General features: G+C 71.1%; 12 protein-coding genes. 8 read left to right on the top strand and 4 right to left on the bottom strand.

Going from position 1 to position 15403, the window contains the following annotated elements:
• Positions 1-110: 110 nt before the first annotated feature.
• Both OEB96_RS42470 and OEB96_RS42465 read left to right on the top strand, forming a co-directional pair.
• On the top strand, positions 111-1016 hold the full coding sequence (locus tag OEB96_RS42470) for a hypothetical protein (RefSeq protein WP_266222678.1): 906 nt from the start codon (positions 111-113) through the stop codon (positions 1014-1016).
• Between the two features lie 368 nt (positions 1017-1384).
• Positions 1385-1960, top strand: a complete 576-nt coding sequence (locus OEB96_RS42465) for a hypothetical protein (RefSeq protein WP_266222677.1) — start codon at positions 1385-1387, stop codon at positions 1958-1960.
• Positions 1961-2043: 83 nt separating this feature from the next.
• On the opposite strand, the gene OEB96_RS42460 is transcribed toward OEB96_RS42465, so the two are convergent.
• From OEB96_RS42460 to OEB96_RS42450, 3 genes are read right to left on the bottom strand one after another with little or no spacing between them, the layout of a single operon-like run.
• Complete coding sequence (locus OEB96_RS42460; protein WP_266222676.1) at positions 2044-4161, bottom strand: BatA domain-containing protein; 2118 nt, start codon at positions 4159-4161, stop codon at positions 2044-2046.
• A complete protein-coding gene (locus OEB96_RS42455; protein WP_266222675.1) occupies positions 4158-5216 on the bottom strand; it encodes a DUF58 domain-containing protein in 1059 nt (352 codons plus the stop codon). The genes OEB96_RS42460 and OEB96_RS42455 overlap by 4 nt, the downstream gene beginning before the upstream one ends.
• Before the next feature lie 17 nt (positions 5217-5233).
• Entirely contained in the window at positions 5234-6253 is a 1020-nt protein-coding gene (locus OEB96_RS42450; protein ID WP_266222674.1) for an AAA family ATPase, read from the bottom strand.
• A 292-nt stretch (positions 6254-6545) separates the two neighbouring features.
• Between OEB96_RS42450 and moeB the strand changes: the two genes are divergently transcribed.
• The 3 genes from moeB to OEB96_RS42435 all read left to right on the top strand — a co-directional run bounded on the left by moeB (position 6546) and on the right by OEB96_RS42435 (position 10702).
• A complete protein-coding gene (gene moeB / locus OEB96_RS42445; protein WP_266222673.1) occupies positions 6546-7724 on the top strand; it encodes a molybdopterin-synthase adenylyltransferase MoeB in 1179 nt (392 codons plus the stop codon).
• A gap of 90 nt (positions 7725-7814) precedes the next feature.
• Positions 7815-10073: a serine/threonine-protein kinase gene (locus tag OEB96_RS42440; RefSeq protein ID WP_266222672.1), complete on the top strand. Its 2259-nt coding sequence runs from the start codon at positions 7815-7817 to the stop codon at positions 10071-10073.
• Positions 10070-10702, top strand: a complete 633-nt coding sequence (locus tag OEB96_RS42435) for an RNA polymerase sigma factor (RefSeq protein WP_266222671.1) — start codon at positions 10070-10072, stop codon at positions 10700-10702. Before OEB96_RS42440 ends, OEB96_RS42435 begins: the two co-directional genes overlap by 4 nt.
• 12 nt (positions 10703-10714) lie before the next feature.
• Here the strand turns inward: OEB96_RS42435 and OEB96_RS42430 are convergent, their stop codons facing one another.
• A complete protein-coding gene (locus tag OEB96_RS42430) occupies positions 10715-11713 on the bottom strand; it encodes a peptidoglycan DD-metalloendopeptidase family protein (RefSeq protein WP_266222670.1) in 999 nt (332 codons plus the stop codon).
• A gap of 332 nt (positions 11714-12045) precedes the next feature.
• On the opposite strand from OEB96_RS42430, the gene OEB96_RS42425 reads away from it, so the two are divergent.
• Genes OEB96_RS42425 through OEB96_RS42415 form a run of 3 tightly spaced genes read left to right on the top strand, consistent with a single transcriptional unit; the run spans position 12046 to position 15397 of the window.
• A complete protein-coding gene (locus OEB96_RS42425; RefSeq protein WP_266222669.1) occupies positions 12046-12711 on the top strand; it encodes a Coq4 family protein in 666 nt (221 codons plus the stop codon).
• A 20-nt stretch (positions 12712-12731) separates the two neighbouring features.
• A complete protein-coding gene (locus OEB96_RS42420; RefSeq protein WP_266222668.1) occupies positions 12732-14489 on the top strand; it encodes an aminotransferase class V-fold PLP-dependent enzyme in 1758 nt (585 codons plus the stop codon).
• Positions 14490-14512: 23 nt separating this feature from the next.
• Positions 14513-15397 carry a 5'-3' exonuclease gene (locus tag OEB96_RS42415; RefSeq protein ID WP_266222667.1) on the top strand — a complete coding sequence of 295 codons (885 nt, stop codon included), beginning with the start codon at positions 14513-14515 and terminating at the stop codon, positions 15395-15397.
• The last annotated feature ends 6 nt before the right edge of the window (positions 15398-15403 follow it).

Genomic DNA, 15403 nt, shown 5'->3' with positions numbered 1-15403 from the left:
TCTTGCCAGGAAGCTCGCCCATGCGTCGCTCATTGCGTTCTTCGGTCAACCCAACCAGTCGTGGAGGGTCGGGCCGCGGAGGATGGTGGGCTCTTGGTCTGGGAAGCGCGATGGCGATCGGCGTCGTCACGCTCCCCGCGCAGGCGAGCGCCACTCAGGTACCGGTCTCGCGGGCGCAGGCGGAGGCCGAGCCTGCCCCGGAGGAGCCGACGTTGGTGGGCGACGCCGAGATGGGGATCTTCGCCGAGAGTCGGCCGGACCAGGACGTCGCCGCCGTGTCTCCCCAGGTTCGCCTGGGCATGCGTCCTCGGCCCGAGGTCGAGCTCGACCTGCGGTTCGGAGCGGTGTCCACGTTTCGCAACGGCCCGCAGGGACGGCAGCAAGACGCCCGGCCCAGCAACCTGAGCTTTGGCGCGAGTCGGGTGGTCGACGCTCGCGGCGATCGCTGGCGCTACGCCAAGCTGGGGTTCTCGTTCGTGCTGCCCACGGCCTACGCGGGCACCCCGTCCGAGCACGAGGCCTACGACTATGCGCTCGGCGGTCGCGTGGGCTGGGACCCGTGGAGCTGGACCCCCAAGACGTTCGGGCTGGTGCTCCCGGCCGAGGTGCGCGCCCAGCTGGGGCGCCGCTGGGTCCTGGGGGGCGATGGTGGCGTCGCCGTATTGCTGCCCAGCGCGGACCGCACCGACGGGCTCGCATTCGCGGCTCAGATCGCAGGCGAGGCTCGACTCGTCACGCGATGGATGGGGCTCGGCATGCGGCTGATGGCGGTGTGGAACGGCCGTCATCCCGACGATCGATCCCAGGTGGGCGTGAGCCCATTCGCCGACGTGAGCCTGTGTCGCCGCAGCACCGGTCGTCGGATCCGCGGCGAGCGAACGCGCACCTCCAACGAGTGTCCGGTCTACGCCTCGGGACGCGTCAACATCAACCTCGACGGCCCCTACGGATGGAGCGGCGAGGAAGCGATGCGCGTGTGGGGCTTGCAGGTCGGCCTGGGTTGGTCGGTCTTCTGATCGTTTCCACCGGTCGTGAGCACGACCGACCCGTGAAGTCTCCCCCGTGGATCCCCGAGGGGACCGAGGCATCCACCGGGTGATCGGCCGGGTTTGCGATGCCGGGTGATCGGCCGGGTTTGCGACGCCGGGTGATCGGCCGGGTTTGCGATGCCGGGTCTTGCGATGGGGTGGTGTCGCTGGATCCGATTTCGATCACGGAACACTGAAGTTGGTGTCACGTGTCACTCCCTCTTCCCTCGAGTGACGTTGGCAAGGTGCTCCGTGCGGCCGGTCGTGCTACATCCCTCGGCGGCGTTCCCTCCGCGCGACAAAGCGTCACGCTCGGCTTGTGCTCGTCCATCTTCACCTCTAGTCTGGAAACCATCATGAGAAGCTCCGCCTTGACGTTCGTGTTCGCCCTGGTCGCACCCCTCGCGATGGGCCTGTCGGCCTCCGTGGCCTCGACGGCTTGTTTCCTCTCGACCGACGGCGATGGCTACGACTACGAGTCCTACGACTCGGGTGGCTGTGAGATCGGGACCGAAGGTTGTCAGTGCACCACGGGTGGCAAGTGCAACGACCCGTTCTTCTGCAACAACAACTTGAACATCTGCGTGGCCGATACCTGCCCGGTGGGCACCGAGGCCTGTGCATGCACGCCCGAGGGCGCGTGTGACCCGGGCCTTCTGTGTGCCTCCGACATCTGCGTCGATGCGGGCTGCTCGGCGGGCACCGAGGGCTGTCAGTGCACCGAGGGTGGTGGCTGCGATCCGGGCCTCGCCTGCCTCTCGGGCCTGTGTGTCGATCCCACCTCGGGCACCAGCAGCACCGGAGCGGCCGACGAGACCGGCATGCCGCCCACGACCACGGGCATGGCCGACGAGACGGGCAGCGCCAGCACCGGTGGTTCGTCCGAGGGAACCGCGGGCGGAACCGAAACCGGCACCGGCAGCACGGGCTGATCCCGTCCGCGTCCAATCGTGCGAGAGCCTCATGAACGAGGGCGCACCACCGAGCTGGGTGGGCGCCCTCGTCGTCGTTTGGACTACCCGCGCCGGGCTGGTTGGCCACCCCAGCGCGACCGCAAGCGCAAGACGGCCTCGGCGGCCAGCAGCAGCCCGATGAGCCACCACAGCCCGCGCCAGCGTGGAACGGCCACCGCCACGTGGCGACGCTCGCCGTCCTGCAGCGGCGTGGGATCGAGCGCTTGCCACTGCGTATCGCTCTCCACCGGATCCACCGCGACCGAGAGCACGCTCTGGGTGTCGCCGATGTCCACTCGATAGTGTCCGGGGACGTAGGTGTCCTCGAGCACGGCCTGCCCCTCGTCATCGGGAGCCAGCGACAGCTGCTGGCCGGTGGGCGTGGTGATCGTGATCGCTTGCTCGGTTCGGAAGTGGCGGACCTCGCCGGCCACGAGCTGACCGGTACCTCCGCCACCATCCGCGCTGGCGAGGTATCCCAGCATGCTCGAGATCATCGGCACGAAGCCCGGCCGCAGCGGGAGGTCGGCCCAGTCGCGATCGATCGACGTGGTCAAGAGCGCCACGCGACCCACTCCCACCTCGCGGGTGAGCAGCGCCGGGGCGCCGCTGGTGAACGACAGCGCGATCTGGTGCTCGCGCTGAGGGTCCGGCTCGAGCAGCATCACCCGACGGGCCCGGGTGCCCGTGAGCCCCAGATCCCCTCGGAGACCGCGAAAGGCAGGGTGGGCGAGATCGGCGGGGGCCATGCCCTCGGCCCGGGCCTCGGTGCGCCCGGGGGCCGTGCCCACCCGCACCGCCTCGCGCATGCGCAGCGGCAGCAGCTCGCCCAGCCGTGCATTGTAGGCGTCGGCCTGCACGCGATCGCCCACCGTGATCCAAAGACCCATGCCGCGGTGCACCTGCTCGACGATGGTGGGGGCGACGTCGGGGGATGGTGCGCGGAGGTTGGCCAGCACCAGCACGTCCACGTCGCGAAATGCCTGCCGACCCTGCTCGCGTACGCGTGACTCGAGCTGATCGGGTGCGAGGCTGCGCAGCCGCAGGCGCTGCTCGTCGTCGCCCACGCCCACCGCGGTGCTCAGGAACCACACCTCGTCGTGGGCTCGCAGCTCGCTGGGATCGCCATTGACCACCACCACCTCGATCGCATCGTCGGCGGCCAGCCACAGGTGGCGGGTGTCGTCGCTGGGCATGGGATCGTCGGGGACGTCGAGCGCGATCACGGCCGGGGCGAGGTCTTGCTCGCTCGACAGGGTATGGGTGAACTCCACCGGGACCAGCTCGCCGAACGGGAGCACCACCTCGGTGCGAGCCAGCTCGGTGTCGCCCACGCGCAGCACCACGGGCACGCGCCGCTCCGGGGCGGCGTCGTCGAGGCTCGATGCGGGGTGTCGTCGCAGCGCGGCCTGGATTCGCATCGCGCGGGGGTCGAGCTCGGGCGCCGGCTCCCAGTGCGCCTGCTCGATCGCCACGTGCTCGGGACGCGGCTGCTCGGCATCGATCGCGGGCACCGGGACCACCAGCGCTCCGCCCTCGGCGGCCTTGGGCAGCGACCCCAGGCCGCGCGCGGTGGCATCGCCCACCGCGTAGACCACCCGCGGCCGCTCGCCTTCCACCCGCTGCAAGAGCGCGGTGGCACCGGGCAGCGCTTCGGCCATCGTCCAGGCTCCGGCGCGCGGGTGGCCGTCGGTCTTCCAGCGCTCGAGAGCGTCGCGTACCACGTCGGGGTCGGCGCTGGGCTCCTCGCGGGGACCATCGGGATCGGTGGTCAGAAGGCCCACGCGGCTTCCGGGGGGCAGCGACGCGAGCAGCCCGTCGACCTGGTCGATGGCGTGCTCGAGCAGCGAGCGGCCGTCGACCCGCAGCTCCATGCTGCGCGAGGCGTCGACCAGCACCACGGCATCGTGGGGCTCGCCCACCACCGCCACGCCCGTCTGCTCGGTGCTCGAGGGGCGGGTGAGCACCACCACCAGCAGCGCCAGCAGGAGCAAGCGCACGATCAGCAGCGGCCAGTCCTGGATCGCGCGGCGCTGGGTCGAGGATCGCTCGGTTGCGTGGAGGAACCGCATGGCCGCGAAGCGGATCGGCTGCGGTGGCTCGCGCCCCAGCAGGTGCGCGATCACGGGCGCCGCGAGGCCCAGCAGGCCCAGCAGCAGCGCGGGGGCCAGCAGGGTCACGCGGGCACCTCGACCTCGACCGTCGCGGCCCCGGCCTCTCCCGCGAGCCGGGCCAGCATGCCCATGAACGCGTCTTGCACCGGCTGCCCGGTCGACACGCGTACGAGCACCAGGCCCTCGGCCTCGCAGCGGTCATCGAGCGCGTGCAGGTGCGCCGCGAGTCGGCGCAGGTACTCGTCGCGGAGGCTGCGGCCGGGGGCCTCGAGCGGTGCTCGCAACTCGCGGAGATCCTCGAAGCGCAGCATCGATCGCTCGGCCCAGGGAAAGGTCAGCTCGTCGGGGTGCAGCACCTGCACGATCACCACGTCGTGCTGGCGCGCGCGCAGCTGGGCCAGGCCGCGCAGCAGCTCGTCCTGCACCTCGTCGGCGTCGTCGGAGCGCATGCCGGGATCGAGCAGGTCCGAGAGCACCACCACCAGGCTGCGTCGCGGCAGCCGGGGGGCGACCTCGTTCATCAGCGAGATCCACGGGCAGCGCCCGAGCGGCGGGGCCTCGGTCAGGCGCTGCGCCAGGGCGGAGAGCCGCTCGCGGCCGCTGCGGGGGCGGGTGAGCGACACGTCGACCGCTTGTTGGCGCCCCAGCGAAAGACCCACCGGATCGCCCTGGCGATGGGCCATCCAGGCCAGCCCGCCCGCGATCGCGTGGGCGTAGGCCAGCTTCTGCTGCGGTCCTTCGCCGTAGGCCATGCCGCCGCCGCCGTCGAGCACCAGCACCAGCGACAGCTCGTCCTCGCTCTCGGTGCGGCGCAGCACCAGGCGCTCGCGTCGGGCCACCGCGCGCCAGTCGAGGCGTCGCGGATCGTCTCCGGGCACGTAGGCTCGATGGTCGCGGAAGTCCAGGCCCAGGCCCGCGCGCGCGGCCGCGTGTCGGCCGTGGCGCTGGCCCCACACCGGCCGCCGTACCAGCAAGGGGCGCGCGCGCAGCAGCTCGCGCAGCGGGGCCGGCACCAGGCGTCCGAGGGCATTGCCGTCGTCGCCCCCGTCGGAGGTGGCGGGCGTGGCGGCCGGGCGCGGGGGCGGGGGAAGGCCCCCGGGCTCTCGTTCGCGGTCCGCCACCGTTGCTCCGCCCGCCCTCAGGCGGGCACGGCCGCCAAGATCTTCGTCATGATCTCGGTGCTGCCGATGCCGCGACTCTCGGCCGTGAAGCTGCGCACCAGCCGATGCTCGAGCACCGGTCCGGCCAGCGACCGCACGTCGTGCACCGTGACCGCGGCGCGCCCCTGCAGCGCCGCTCGGGCCTGCGCGGCCACCAACAGCTGCTGACCCGCGCGTGGTCCGGCGCCCCACCGCAAGAGCCCTCGCACCTCACCCGGGCACTCGGCCTCGTTCGGCCGCGACGCCCGCAGGATCGCCACCACGTGATCGACCACCGAGGGCGGCACGGGGATCCGGCGCACCAGCTGCTGGTGGGCGATGAGCTGCTCGGGCGTCAGCACCGGCTGGAGCGGCGCGGTCGACGGGCTGCCCATGGCCACGATCTGGCGCTCCGCCTCGGCGTCGGGGTAGCGCACCACGATCTGCAGCATGAAGCGATCGAGCTGGGCCTCGGGCAGCGCATAGGTGCCCTCCTGCTCGATGGGGTTTTGCGTGGCGAACACGTGGAACGGCGGCGGCAGCTCGTACGTGCCCCCTCCCGCGGTGACCCGGCGCTCCTGCATCGATTGCAGCAGGGCCGCCTGGGTCTTGGGCGGGGTCCGGTTGATCTCGTCGGCCAGCAGCAGGTTGCAGAACACCGGGCCCGGCACGAAGCGAAAGCGCCGCCGACCCGTGCCGGGATCGTCCTCGAGCACCTCGCTGCCCGTGATGTCGGCGGGCATGAGATCGGGGGTGAACTGGATGCGCGAGAACTCGAGGTGCAGCGCCTCGGCCAGGCTGCTCACCAGCAGGGTCTTGGCGAGCCCGGGCACGCCCACGAACAGGCCGTGGCCGCCGCCGAACAGGCACACCAGCAGGAGATCGATGACCTCGGCCTGGCCCACGATGCGGTGGTGGACCTGCTCGAGCAACCGCTCGCGCGCGCGGGCCAGCTCGCGCAGGGCGACCTCGTCGTCGATGGGAGGGGCGGATGCAGTGGCGGTGGCGGAGTCGGGCACGAGCGCGGTGCCGCCTGGTATACCCGGCGGAGCCGGCCGCGTCACACGCCCACCCGCGGCGACGTTGGGAAGGCTCGAGTGGGCCGGGCCGAGGTCTCCCCGATCTCCCAGTACGCGGGTCCCGCCGCCCTGGCGGCGACGAACCCCCCGAGATCTCGGGTCCTCAGACGGAAAATGCGCGTTTGACGAAAGAGGGCCCTTGGGCCACATTCCAGCGCGAAACGGCGATGCACCACCGACGGTCCTCGCGATAAACCCGGGAGATCGTCGAACAATCGGGAGCAAGGAATCCATGGCGACCTTCAACGAGCTGCTCACCCAGGTCAAGGCTTCGATCCACGAGGTCTCCGTCGAGGAGACCAAGGCGCGGGTGCTCGATGGTCCCCCCGCGGGTGGGTCCGCACCGGTGCTCATCGACGTGCGCGAGCGCGACGAGTACGAGCAGGGCTTCGTCCCGCGTGCGCAGTGGATTCCCCGGGGGTTCCTCGAGATCAAGATCGAGGACGCGGTGCCCGAGCACGACACCGAGATCATCCTCTACTGCGCCGGCGGGACGCGCTCCGCTCTCGCCGCGCAGGCGCTGGGGCAGCTCGGCTACGGCAAGGTCTCCTCGATGGCCGGGGGCTTTCGCGCGTGGAAGAACGCCGGCTACGCGTTCGAGCGCCCGCGGGTCCTCAGCCCCGAGCAGCTCAAGCGCTACAGCCGGCACATCATGCTCCCCGAGGTCGGCGAGGTGGGCCAGGGCAAGCTGCTCGACGCCAAGGTGCTGTTCCTGGGGGCGGGCGGCCTGGGCTCGCCCTCGAGCCTCTACATCGCGGCCGCTGGCGTGGGCACCATCGGCATCGTCGACGACGACGTGGTCGACGAGAGCAACCTCCAGCGGCAGATCCTCCACAACATGGAGCGGCTGGGCATGCCCAAGGTCGAGAGCGCTCGCAAGACGCTGCAGGCGCTGAACCCCGACGTGAACGTCGTCGCCCACCAGACCCGGCTGACCAGCGAGAACGTGCTCGAGATCATCGCGGGCTACGACGTGATCATCGACGGCGCCGACAACTTCCCCACGCGATACCTGCTGAACGACGCCGCGCTCAAGCTCCACAAGCCGGTGATCCACGCCTCGATCTTCCGCTTCGAGGGGCAGATGACCACGTTCCTGCCCGACTCGGGGCCGTGCTACCGCTGCCTCTACCCCGATCCGCCCCCGCCCGGCATGGCGCCGAGCTGCCAGGAGGCCGGGGTGCTCGGCGTGCTGCCGGGGCTGGTGGGCACGGTGCAGGCCACCGAGGCCATCAAGCTGATCCTGGGGGTCGGCGAGACGCTCAGCGGGCGGCTGCTGGTCTTCGATGCGCTCGGCACCAAGTTCCGCACGCTCAAGCTGCGCAAGGATTCCGAGTGCCGGGTGTGCAGCAAGGACCCTGCGGAGATCGAGCTCATCGACTACGAGCAGTTCTGTGCGCTCGGGGGGTGAGAGCGGCCCGGGTCCGTGGAGCTTCGCGGCAGCCACCCGTGTTGCGACCGGATGCTGGAGTCGGACGGCCTTGGGGCGTAGAGTTCCGAGGTGTCCGAGCCGACCGAGGACGACGTCGAGGCGACCGCGATGGGCCTTGGCACCTCCGATGGCGAGGCGCTCGACCGCGAGCTGAAGCTCGGCCGCCCCGAGTTCGGCGAAGCGCTCGACGGATTGCGGGCGCGGCTGACCGCCACCGCCCGCGGGCTGGCCGCGCGCACGGTGGGCCGCTACCGGCTAGGGCGCGAGCTCGGCGCGGGGGCGTTCGGCACGGTCTACGAGGCCGAGGATCCCGAGCTCGATCGCAAGGTCGCGGTCAAGATCCTCGGCGTGCGCTCGAGCAAGGAAGCGGCCCGGGTGACCCGCGAGGCCCAGGTGCTGGCCACGCTCTCGCACCCCAACGTCGTGCAGGTGTTCGAGGTGGGCGAGCTCGACGAGGGACGCTCGCTCTACGTGGTGATGGAGCTGGTCGACGGCACGACCCTGCGGCAGTGGCTCGCCGAGGGCAGGCGATCGTGGCGCGAGGTGATCGACGTGACGCTCGGGGCGGCCGAGGGCCTGATGGCGGCGCACCGCGCCGGGATCATCCACCGCGACTTCAAGCCCGACAACGTGCTGATCGGGGCCGACGGGCGGCCGCGGGTGATCGACTTCGGCCTCGCGCGGCCGATCGGAGGCGCCGACGACTCGAGCGGGAGCACGCTGCCCTCGGGGGCGTCGCCGCAGCTCACCGCGACCGGTCAGGTGATGGGCACGCCGGCCTACATGGCACCGGAGGTGTTCGCGGGCACGTGCACGCCGCTGTCCGATCAGTACTGCCTGTGCATCTCGCTCTACGAGGGGCTGTTCGGCCAGCGCCCGTTCGTCGCGAGCACCACCGAGGAGCTGCGGGCGCTGGTGCTCCGCCACGAGGCCTCGTTGCCCGACGATCGCCGCGGGGTGCCGCGACGGGTCCAGGCGGTGGTGATGCGAGGGCTGCGTCGCAAGCCCGAGGAGCGCTTCGCGGATCTCGACGCGCTGCGGGCCGCGCTCGTGGCGGCCTCGCGACCGCGGCGGCGAGGATGGATCGCCGGGGTGACGGTCGGGGCGGGTGGGTTCGTGGCCGCGGCGATGGTGCTCGTGAGCTCCGAGCCCGCGGCGCTCCCGGTGCCGGACGACGTCGCGCTCGAGTCTTCGTCCGAGGGGAGCGAGCCCGCCGATCCAGCCCAGGCGGCCCAGGCGGCCGAGGTCGCCGCGCTGCAGACCGAGGCGGAGCGTGTGCGCGGGCTCGTGGCCACCTCCAAGGTCGCGGATGCGCTGACGCACTCGGCCTCGCTGCTCGAGCGGGCCCGGGCGCTCGAGCACCGTCCCACGCTCGCCGACGCGCTGCTCCTGCGAGGGCACGCGCTCGACGTGGCCACCGACTTCGAGCATGCGATCCCCGTGCTCGAAGAGGCGTACTTCCTGGCCGAGGACGAGTCGTTGCCGCGCATCGCCGCCCACGCGGCCAGCTTGCAGGTGGGGATCCTGGGCTACCAGGCCGATCAATACGAGAACGCACATCGCTGGAAGGACCACGCCGACGCGGCGTTCGGCCGCGCGGGGCTCGACCCGCGGCAGCACGTGCCCTACATGCTGTCGGTGGCGGGCCTGGCCATGCGCGAGGGTGACCAGGCCGGGGCGATCGCCACCCTGCGCGAGGCGATCGCCAGCGTCGAGCGCGACCATCGGGCGCGGACCGCCGAGCACGCGACGCTCTTGCGCTGGCTCGGTCGCGAGCTGTCGGACCAGGATCTCGAGGCCGCGATGGCGCTCACCCGCGAGGCGGCGGAGATCTTCGGCGAGCACGACGGCCCCCGCTCGCTCACCCGCGCGGCTGCGCTCGACAACCTCGGCGTGTACCTCGCCAACCTCGCTCGCTTCGAGGAGGCGCTGACCTACCATCGCGAGGCGCTCGAGCTTCGGCAGGAGCAGCTCGAGCCCAAGCACATGGATCTCGCCCGCTCCCACGGCAACATGGGCCGCGCGCTGGGGTCGCTGGGGCGACATGACGAGGCCTTCCATCACCTCGATCGCTCGATCGAGATCTTCAGCGAGCGCCTGGGACCCGGCAACTCCGGCGTGGCCATGGGCTACGAGATGAAGGGCATGATCCACGCCGGCCGGGGCCCCGAGGGTCGCGAGGAAGCACTGCGGAACCTCGACCGGGCGGCCCGGATCTACGATGCGGCCGGTGTGATCTACGTGCCCACGGCCGAGCGCGTGCGCACGGCCATCCGCGAGCTCGGCGGCACCCCACCGCCGGCTCCCTCGGTTGCCATTCCGCCATGAACGACGACCACGAGCTCCTGCACGCCTGGCGGTCCGGTGATCCCGACGCGGGACAGCGCCTGATCGAGCGCCACCTCGAGTCGGTGCACCGGTTCTTCTCCAACAAGGTCCCCGGGTCCACCGACGACCTGGTCCAGCGCACCTTCCTGGCCTGCGTGGAAGCGGTGGACGGCTTCGAGGGGCGCGCGAGCTTTCGCTCGTACCTGTTCGCGATCGCACGCAACATCCTCTACCGGCACTACCGCGAGCGGCACCAGGCGTTCGACCCGCTCACCGTGTCGGCCTCCACCGTGGTGGTCGACCAGCGCTCGCCCGCCGATCGCGTGACCGAGCTCGAGGAGCAGCGGCTGCTCTTGCGAGCCCTGCGGGCGCTGCCGCTCGAGCTGCAGACCTTGCTCGAGCTGGCCTACTGGGAGGGCCTTGCCGATCGCGAGCTGGCCGAGATCCTCGAGCTGCCCGCAGGCACGATCAAGAGCCGCCTGCGCAAGGCTCGGCAGCAGCTCGAGGAGCTCCTGCCCCGGCTTGCGCGCTCGCCCGGCTTGCTCGAGTCCAGCCGCCAGACCCTCGAGGCCTGGGCCGCGGGCATTCGCGACCGCACGGGCATCGAGGGGGGCGGAAGGCGTCGCTAGACCTCACCGGGCTCAGCCCTTGGTCCACCAAAGCGGCGTGGCGCCATCGTAGATCACCAGGTTGCCGTCGTCCTGCAGCCGCAGGTACGCGCCCGGGTGGCCGTGCGTGCCCGCGTGCCACAGCGGCTGTTGGCTCGGGGTGTAGACCACGAAGTTGCCGTCGCCTTGCATCACCGCCACGTGGCCGGGCTGGCCGTGCGTCTGGGTGTGCCACAGCGCGTTCGATCCCTGATAGAGCACCAGGTTGCCGTCGCCCTGCATCACCAGGTTGAAGCGGCCGTCGCACGAGGTGAGCGCCTCGTTGGCGTACAGGGCCTCGTCGACCAGCATCGTGCCGCACCCGGCCGGAGGCGGAGCCGGGGGCACCGGTGGCGGCTCGGGGGGCAGCTCCCCTCCGCATGCCGTCGGGCTGGTGTCCTTGAGCAGCGGGAACGGATCGATGTCATGGCTGTAGTCGCCGTCGGGCGAGACGTTGAAGTGCAGGTGCACCGATGCGGTGCCGGTCTTGCCCATGTAGCCGATGAGCTGCCCGGCTTCCACGTGCTGGCCCTCGGACACCACGGCCTCGTCGAGGTGCCCGTAGTAGTACTCCCAGCCGCAGTCGTCCTTCATCCGCACGCGCAGGCCCGAGGTCGCGCTCACCACTCCCACGCGGCGGATCACCCCGTCGGTCACGGCGACCAGCGGCGCGCGGTGGTAGGCGAACACGTCGATGCCGTGGTGGTCGCCGCCCCAGTCGGAGTTGGCGTGGGCGTCGGGGCAGGAGATCTGGCAGGTGCCGGTGCCGCAGGACGCCGCGTCGTAGCCGATGTTGTGGGCGTCGGCCACCGGGAACACGTGCATCGTGGGCTGGCAGGTGATCGCGATCGGGTCCACGTCGACCCCGGGCTCGTCGGCGTCGTCATCGACCTCCCCGTCGGCGTCCTCGTCGAGCTCGGCATCCCATGCATCCTCGGGGCGCTCGCCGATGTCGCTGCAGCCTCCGAGCGAGAGCAGCGATGCCAGCAGCACGAGGCCCGCGCGGGCGGCTTTACCGTGGGAGCGCATACTGGAGGAGATTGCTGGGGAGAACATGTCGACCTTGCCTTTCGTGCTGACCGCCATCGCGATCGCAGCTCGGTAGTGCCGGGTCGAAGGGATGGGTTTAACGAAAATGCGGGCGAATCGTGGGCTCGGCGCTCACCAGAATTCGCGGATCATGCGCATCGCTCGACGGAACCTGAGCCGGCACGCAAGAATTGACCGAATTGAACCAATTCGGTCATGTCAGTTCAAAAATCTTCGTACGACCCCTTCCCTCGATGATTGAAGGCGCTACGTTCCCTGCACACCGGAGGTCGACAATGACGACGATGACCCGCTGGCAGCTGCTTTCCGAGATGCGAGCCGCGATGAAGGACCCTGCGCGGTTCGGCGACGCGGCGGTCTACAAGGCGGAGCTGGGGCGCTCGCGCGCGCGGCCGGAGATCGAGGCCCAGCTCGGCGACGTGCGCGGCTACTTCCCGCGCGTGGATCTCGAGGCGCTGGCCGAGCTCCCCGACGGCACCTTCGGCCGCGAGTACGCGCGCTTCCTCGAGGTCAACCGCCTGCATCCCATCATCCCCACCGACCAGGTCGATCCGGAGATGATCGCCCGCAACGCGTTCACCGTGCGCTACGCGATCATCCACGACATGGTCCACGTGCTCACGGGCTTCGATACCTCGTGGCCCGGCGAGGCGGGCGTGTGGGCATTCGTGGGCGCGCAGCGCTACAGCTTCATCTTCGATCTCGCGGGGGTGATGAGCCTGCTCGTGGCTCCGTTCATGTGCCCGCTTCGCCTGCGGCAGGCGTGGCGGAGCTGGCGGCGAGGCCGGGCCATGGGCAAGCAGGCCCGCCTGCTGCTCATCCTGCGCCTCGAGGAACGGCTGGAGCAGCGCCTGTCGGACGTGCGGGCCGAGCTGGGCATCGAGGGCGCGGGCGATGGCTACCTGCCCCACGCCCCGCGGGCGGCTCACGCTGCTGGCTGACTTCGGGTACGCTCGCCGGGGTGAAGAGCTTCGAGGAGGTCGCCGCCTTCATTCGCCAGAACGAGGTCGGTCGCCGCGCGTGCGTGGAGACTCCGTTCGGGCGCCGGCTGATGTTCTACGCCGATCTCACCGCCACCGGGCGCTACCTCCACTTCGTGGAGCGCTGGGTCGAGCGCATTCGGCCGTTCTATGCCAACACGCACACGGCGGTCTCCTCGACCGGGCGCATCACCACGGCGCTGCGCGAGAAGGCCCGCGAGGTGGTCAAGCGCGCGGTCGGGGCCGGTGAGGACGACGTGGTCCTGTTCACGGGGGCCGGCGCGACCGCGGCCGTCAACAAGCTGGTGGGGCTGCTCGGCCTTCGCATCGACGAGCCGCTCGAGCGCACCTACGGCCTGTCGCAGCATATCCCCTCGCACGAGCGCCCGGTGGTGTTCCTGGGCCCCTACGAGCACCACAGCAACGAGCTGCCGTGGGTGGAGTCGATCGCCGAGGTGGTGGAGATCGAGCTCGATGCCGCCGGGCGCATCGACGTGGAGGACCTGCGGCGCAAGCTCGCCGCGCACGCCGAGCGGCCGCTCAAGGTCGGCAGCTTCTCGGCCGCCTCCAACGTGACCGGGGTGCTCAGCGACGTGGCCGCCATCGCCCGCGTGCTGCACCGCGGCGGGGCGTTCGCCGTGTTCGACTACGCCGCGGCCGGGCCCTACGTGCCGATCGACATGCACCCGGCCGATCCCGAGGCGCGCATCGACGGGCTGTTCCTGTCCACGCACAAGTTCGTCGGCGGGCCGCAGGCCTCCGGGCTGCTGGTGGCCAACCGCGCCCTGTTTCGCGGCCAGCGTCCCGAGCGGCCCGGGGGCGGCACCGTGCACTACGTCGCGGGCTCCGGTCGCGACGCGATCGACTACGTGCAGCGCCTCGACGAGCGCGAGGAGGCCGGGACCCCCGCGATCATCGGCGACGTGCGGGCCGGCACCGCGTTCCTCGTGCGCGAGATGATCGGGGCCCACCGGATTCGCGAGCACGAGGTGCTCCTGGCCCGCCGCGCGCTCGAGCGCCTGCACAAGCACCCGCGCATCGAGCTGCTCGGCCCGCACGACCTGCCGCGGCTGGCGATCCTGTCGTTCAACATCCGCGATCTCCACCACGACCTGGTGTCGGTGCTGCTCGATCACCTGTTCGGGATCCAGAACCGGGCCGGCTGCTCGTGTGCCGGGCCCTACGGTCATCGCTTGCTGGGCATCGATCTGGCCACCTCCACGCGCTTTCGCAGCCTCATCCGCCGCGGGGTCGAGGGCATCAAGCCGGGCTGGGTGCGGGTGACGATCCCGTTCTATGCCAACGAGCAGGACGTGGAGTTCCTGCTGTCGGCCATCGAGTTCGTGGCCGACCACGGTCAGGCGTTCGTGCCGCGCTACCGGCTCTCGTGGCGCGACGGGGTGTGGCGCCACGTGGAGCGTCCCGCCCCCGACATCGAGCCCATCGAGCTGACGGTGGAGGCGCTCGAGGAGGCGGCGCAGAGCTTCGCCGCCGGGGACCACGAGGCACCGATGAGCGACCTGCAGGTGCTCGGCGAGCGGGCGCGCTATCTCGAGGATGCGCGCGACATGGCGCGGGCGCTCGAGGATCGCTGGAGCCGCGAGCCACCCGAGTGGAACTTGCCCAGCGGTGAGGCCGAGGTCGATGCGCTGCGATGGTTCGACTACGTGCATGCGCACGACATGCCGGTGGCACCGAACGAGGACGAGCCGCGTGACCGCTGCGAGGTCGCGCAGTAGGGCAGAGGCGACAGGAGCAACGCATGCGACTACACCTGGTCGACGGAACCTTCGAGCTGTTTCGGGCGCACTACGGCAAGCGCCCCGGTCACATCGGGCCCGACGGTCGCGATCTCAAGGCGACGGTGGGAGTGGTCGCTTCGCTGATCGCCCTGCTCGAGGACGCCGCCGAGCAGTGCACGCATCTCGCGGTGGCGTTCGACAATCCGATCGAGTCGTTTCGCAACGAGCTCTTTGCCGGCTACAAGACCGGGGCCGGCATGGACCCCGCGCTGGTGGCCCAGATGGACGAGGTCGAGCACGCCGTGCGAGCGCTGGGCGTGACCGTGTGGTCGATGGATCGCTTCGAGGCCGACGACGCGCTGGCCACCGGGGCGCGGCGGTTTGGCGCTCGCGTCGAGCAGGTGCGCATCATGACCCCCGACAAGGACCTGGGGCAGTGCCTGCGGGGGCAGCAGGTGGTGCAGGTCGACAGGATCCGCCAAAAGGTCATCGACGAGGGCGCGCTGCGCGAGCGACGGGGGATCGGGCCGGCGAGCATTCCCGACTGGCTGGCGCTGGTGGGGGACACGGCCGATGGGATCCCCGGGCTGCCCGGGTTCGGCGAGAAGGCGGCCACGGCCTTGCTGGGGCGCTTCGAGCACATCGAGGCGATCCCGGCCGACACGGCGGCCTGGGAGGGCGTGCGCGGGGCGACCAAGCTGGCGGCGACGCTGGCGGAGCGCAAGGACGACGTGCTGCTCTACAGGAAGCTCGCCACGCTGATGGACGACGTGCCGCTCTCGGAGGACCTCGAGGACCTGTGCTGGCGCGGGGCGCCGCGACGGGCGTACGCGCAGTGGTGCGATCGGGTAGGGATCGGCGGCAGCCTGCGCAGCCGGCCCTCGCGCTGGGACGATGGGGGGTGAGGTGGC

Source organism: Paraliomyxa miuraensis (assembly GCF_026337845.1).
Taxonomy (GTDB): Bacteria; Myxococcota_A; Polyangia; order Nannocystales; family Nannocystaceae; genus Paraliomyxa; species Paraliomyxa miuraensis.
This window is presented reverse-complemented; position numbering and strand designations above follow the sequence as displayed.

Bases quoted from the DNA above. Each gene is read 5' to 3' on its own strand.
- OEB96_RS42470 (WP_266222678.1), top strand. From the start codon at position 111: ATGGCGATCGGCGTCGTCACGCTCCCCGCGCAGGCGAGCGCCACTCAG.
- OEB96_RS42465 (WP_266222677.1), top strand. From the start codon at position 1,385: ATGAGAAGCTCCGCCTTGACGTTCGTGTTCGCCCTGGTCGCACCCCTC.
- moeB (WP_266222673.1), top strand. From the start codon at position 6,546: ATGGCGACCTTCAACGAGCTGCTCACCCAGGTCAAGGCTTCGATCCAC.
- OEB96_RS42435 (WP_266222671.1), top strand. From the start codon at position 10,070: ATGAACGACGACCACGAGCTCCTGCACGCCTGGCGGTCCGGTGATCCC.
- OEB96_RS42425 (WP_266222669.1), top strand. From the start codon at position 12,046: ATGACGACGATGACCCGCTGGCAGCTGCTTTCCGAGATGCGAGCCGCG.
- OEB96_RS42415 (WP_266222667.1), top strand. From the start codon at position 14,513: ATGCGACTACACCTGGTCGACGGAACCTTCGAGCTGTTTCGGGCGCAC.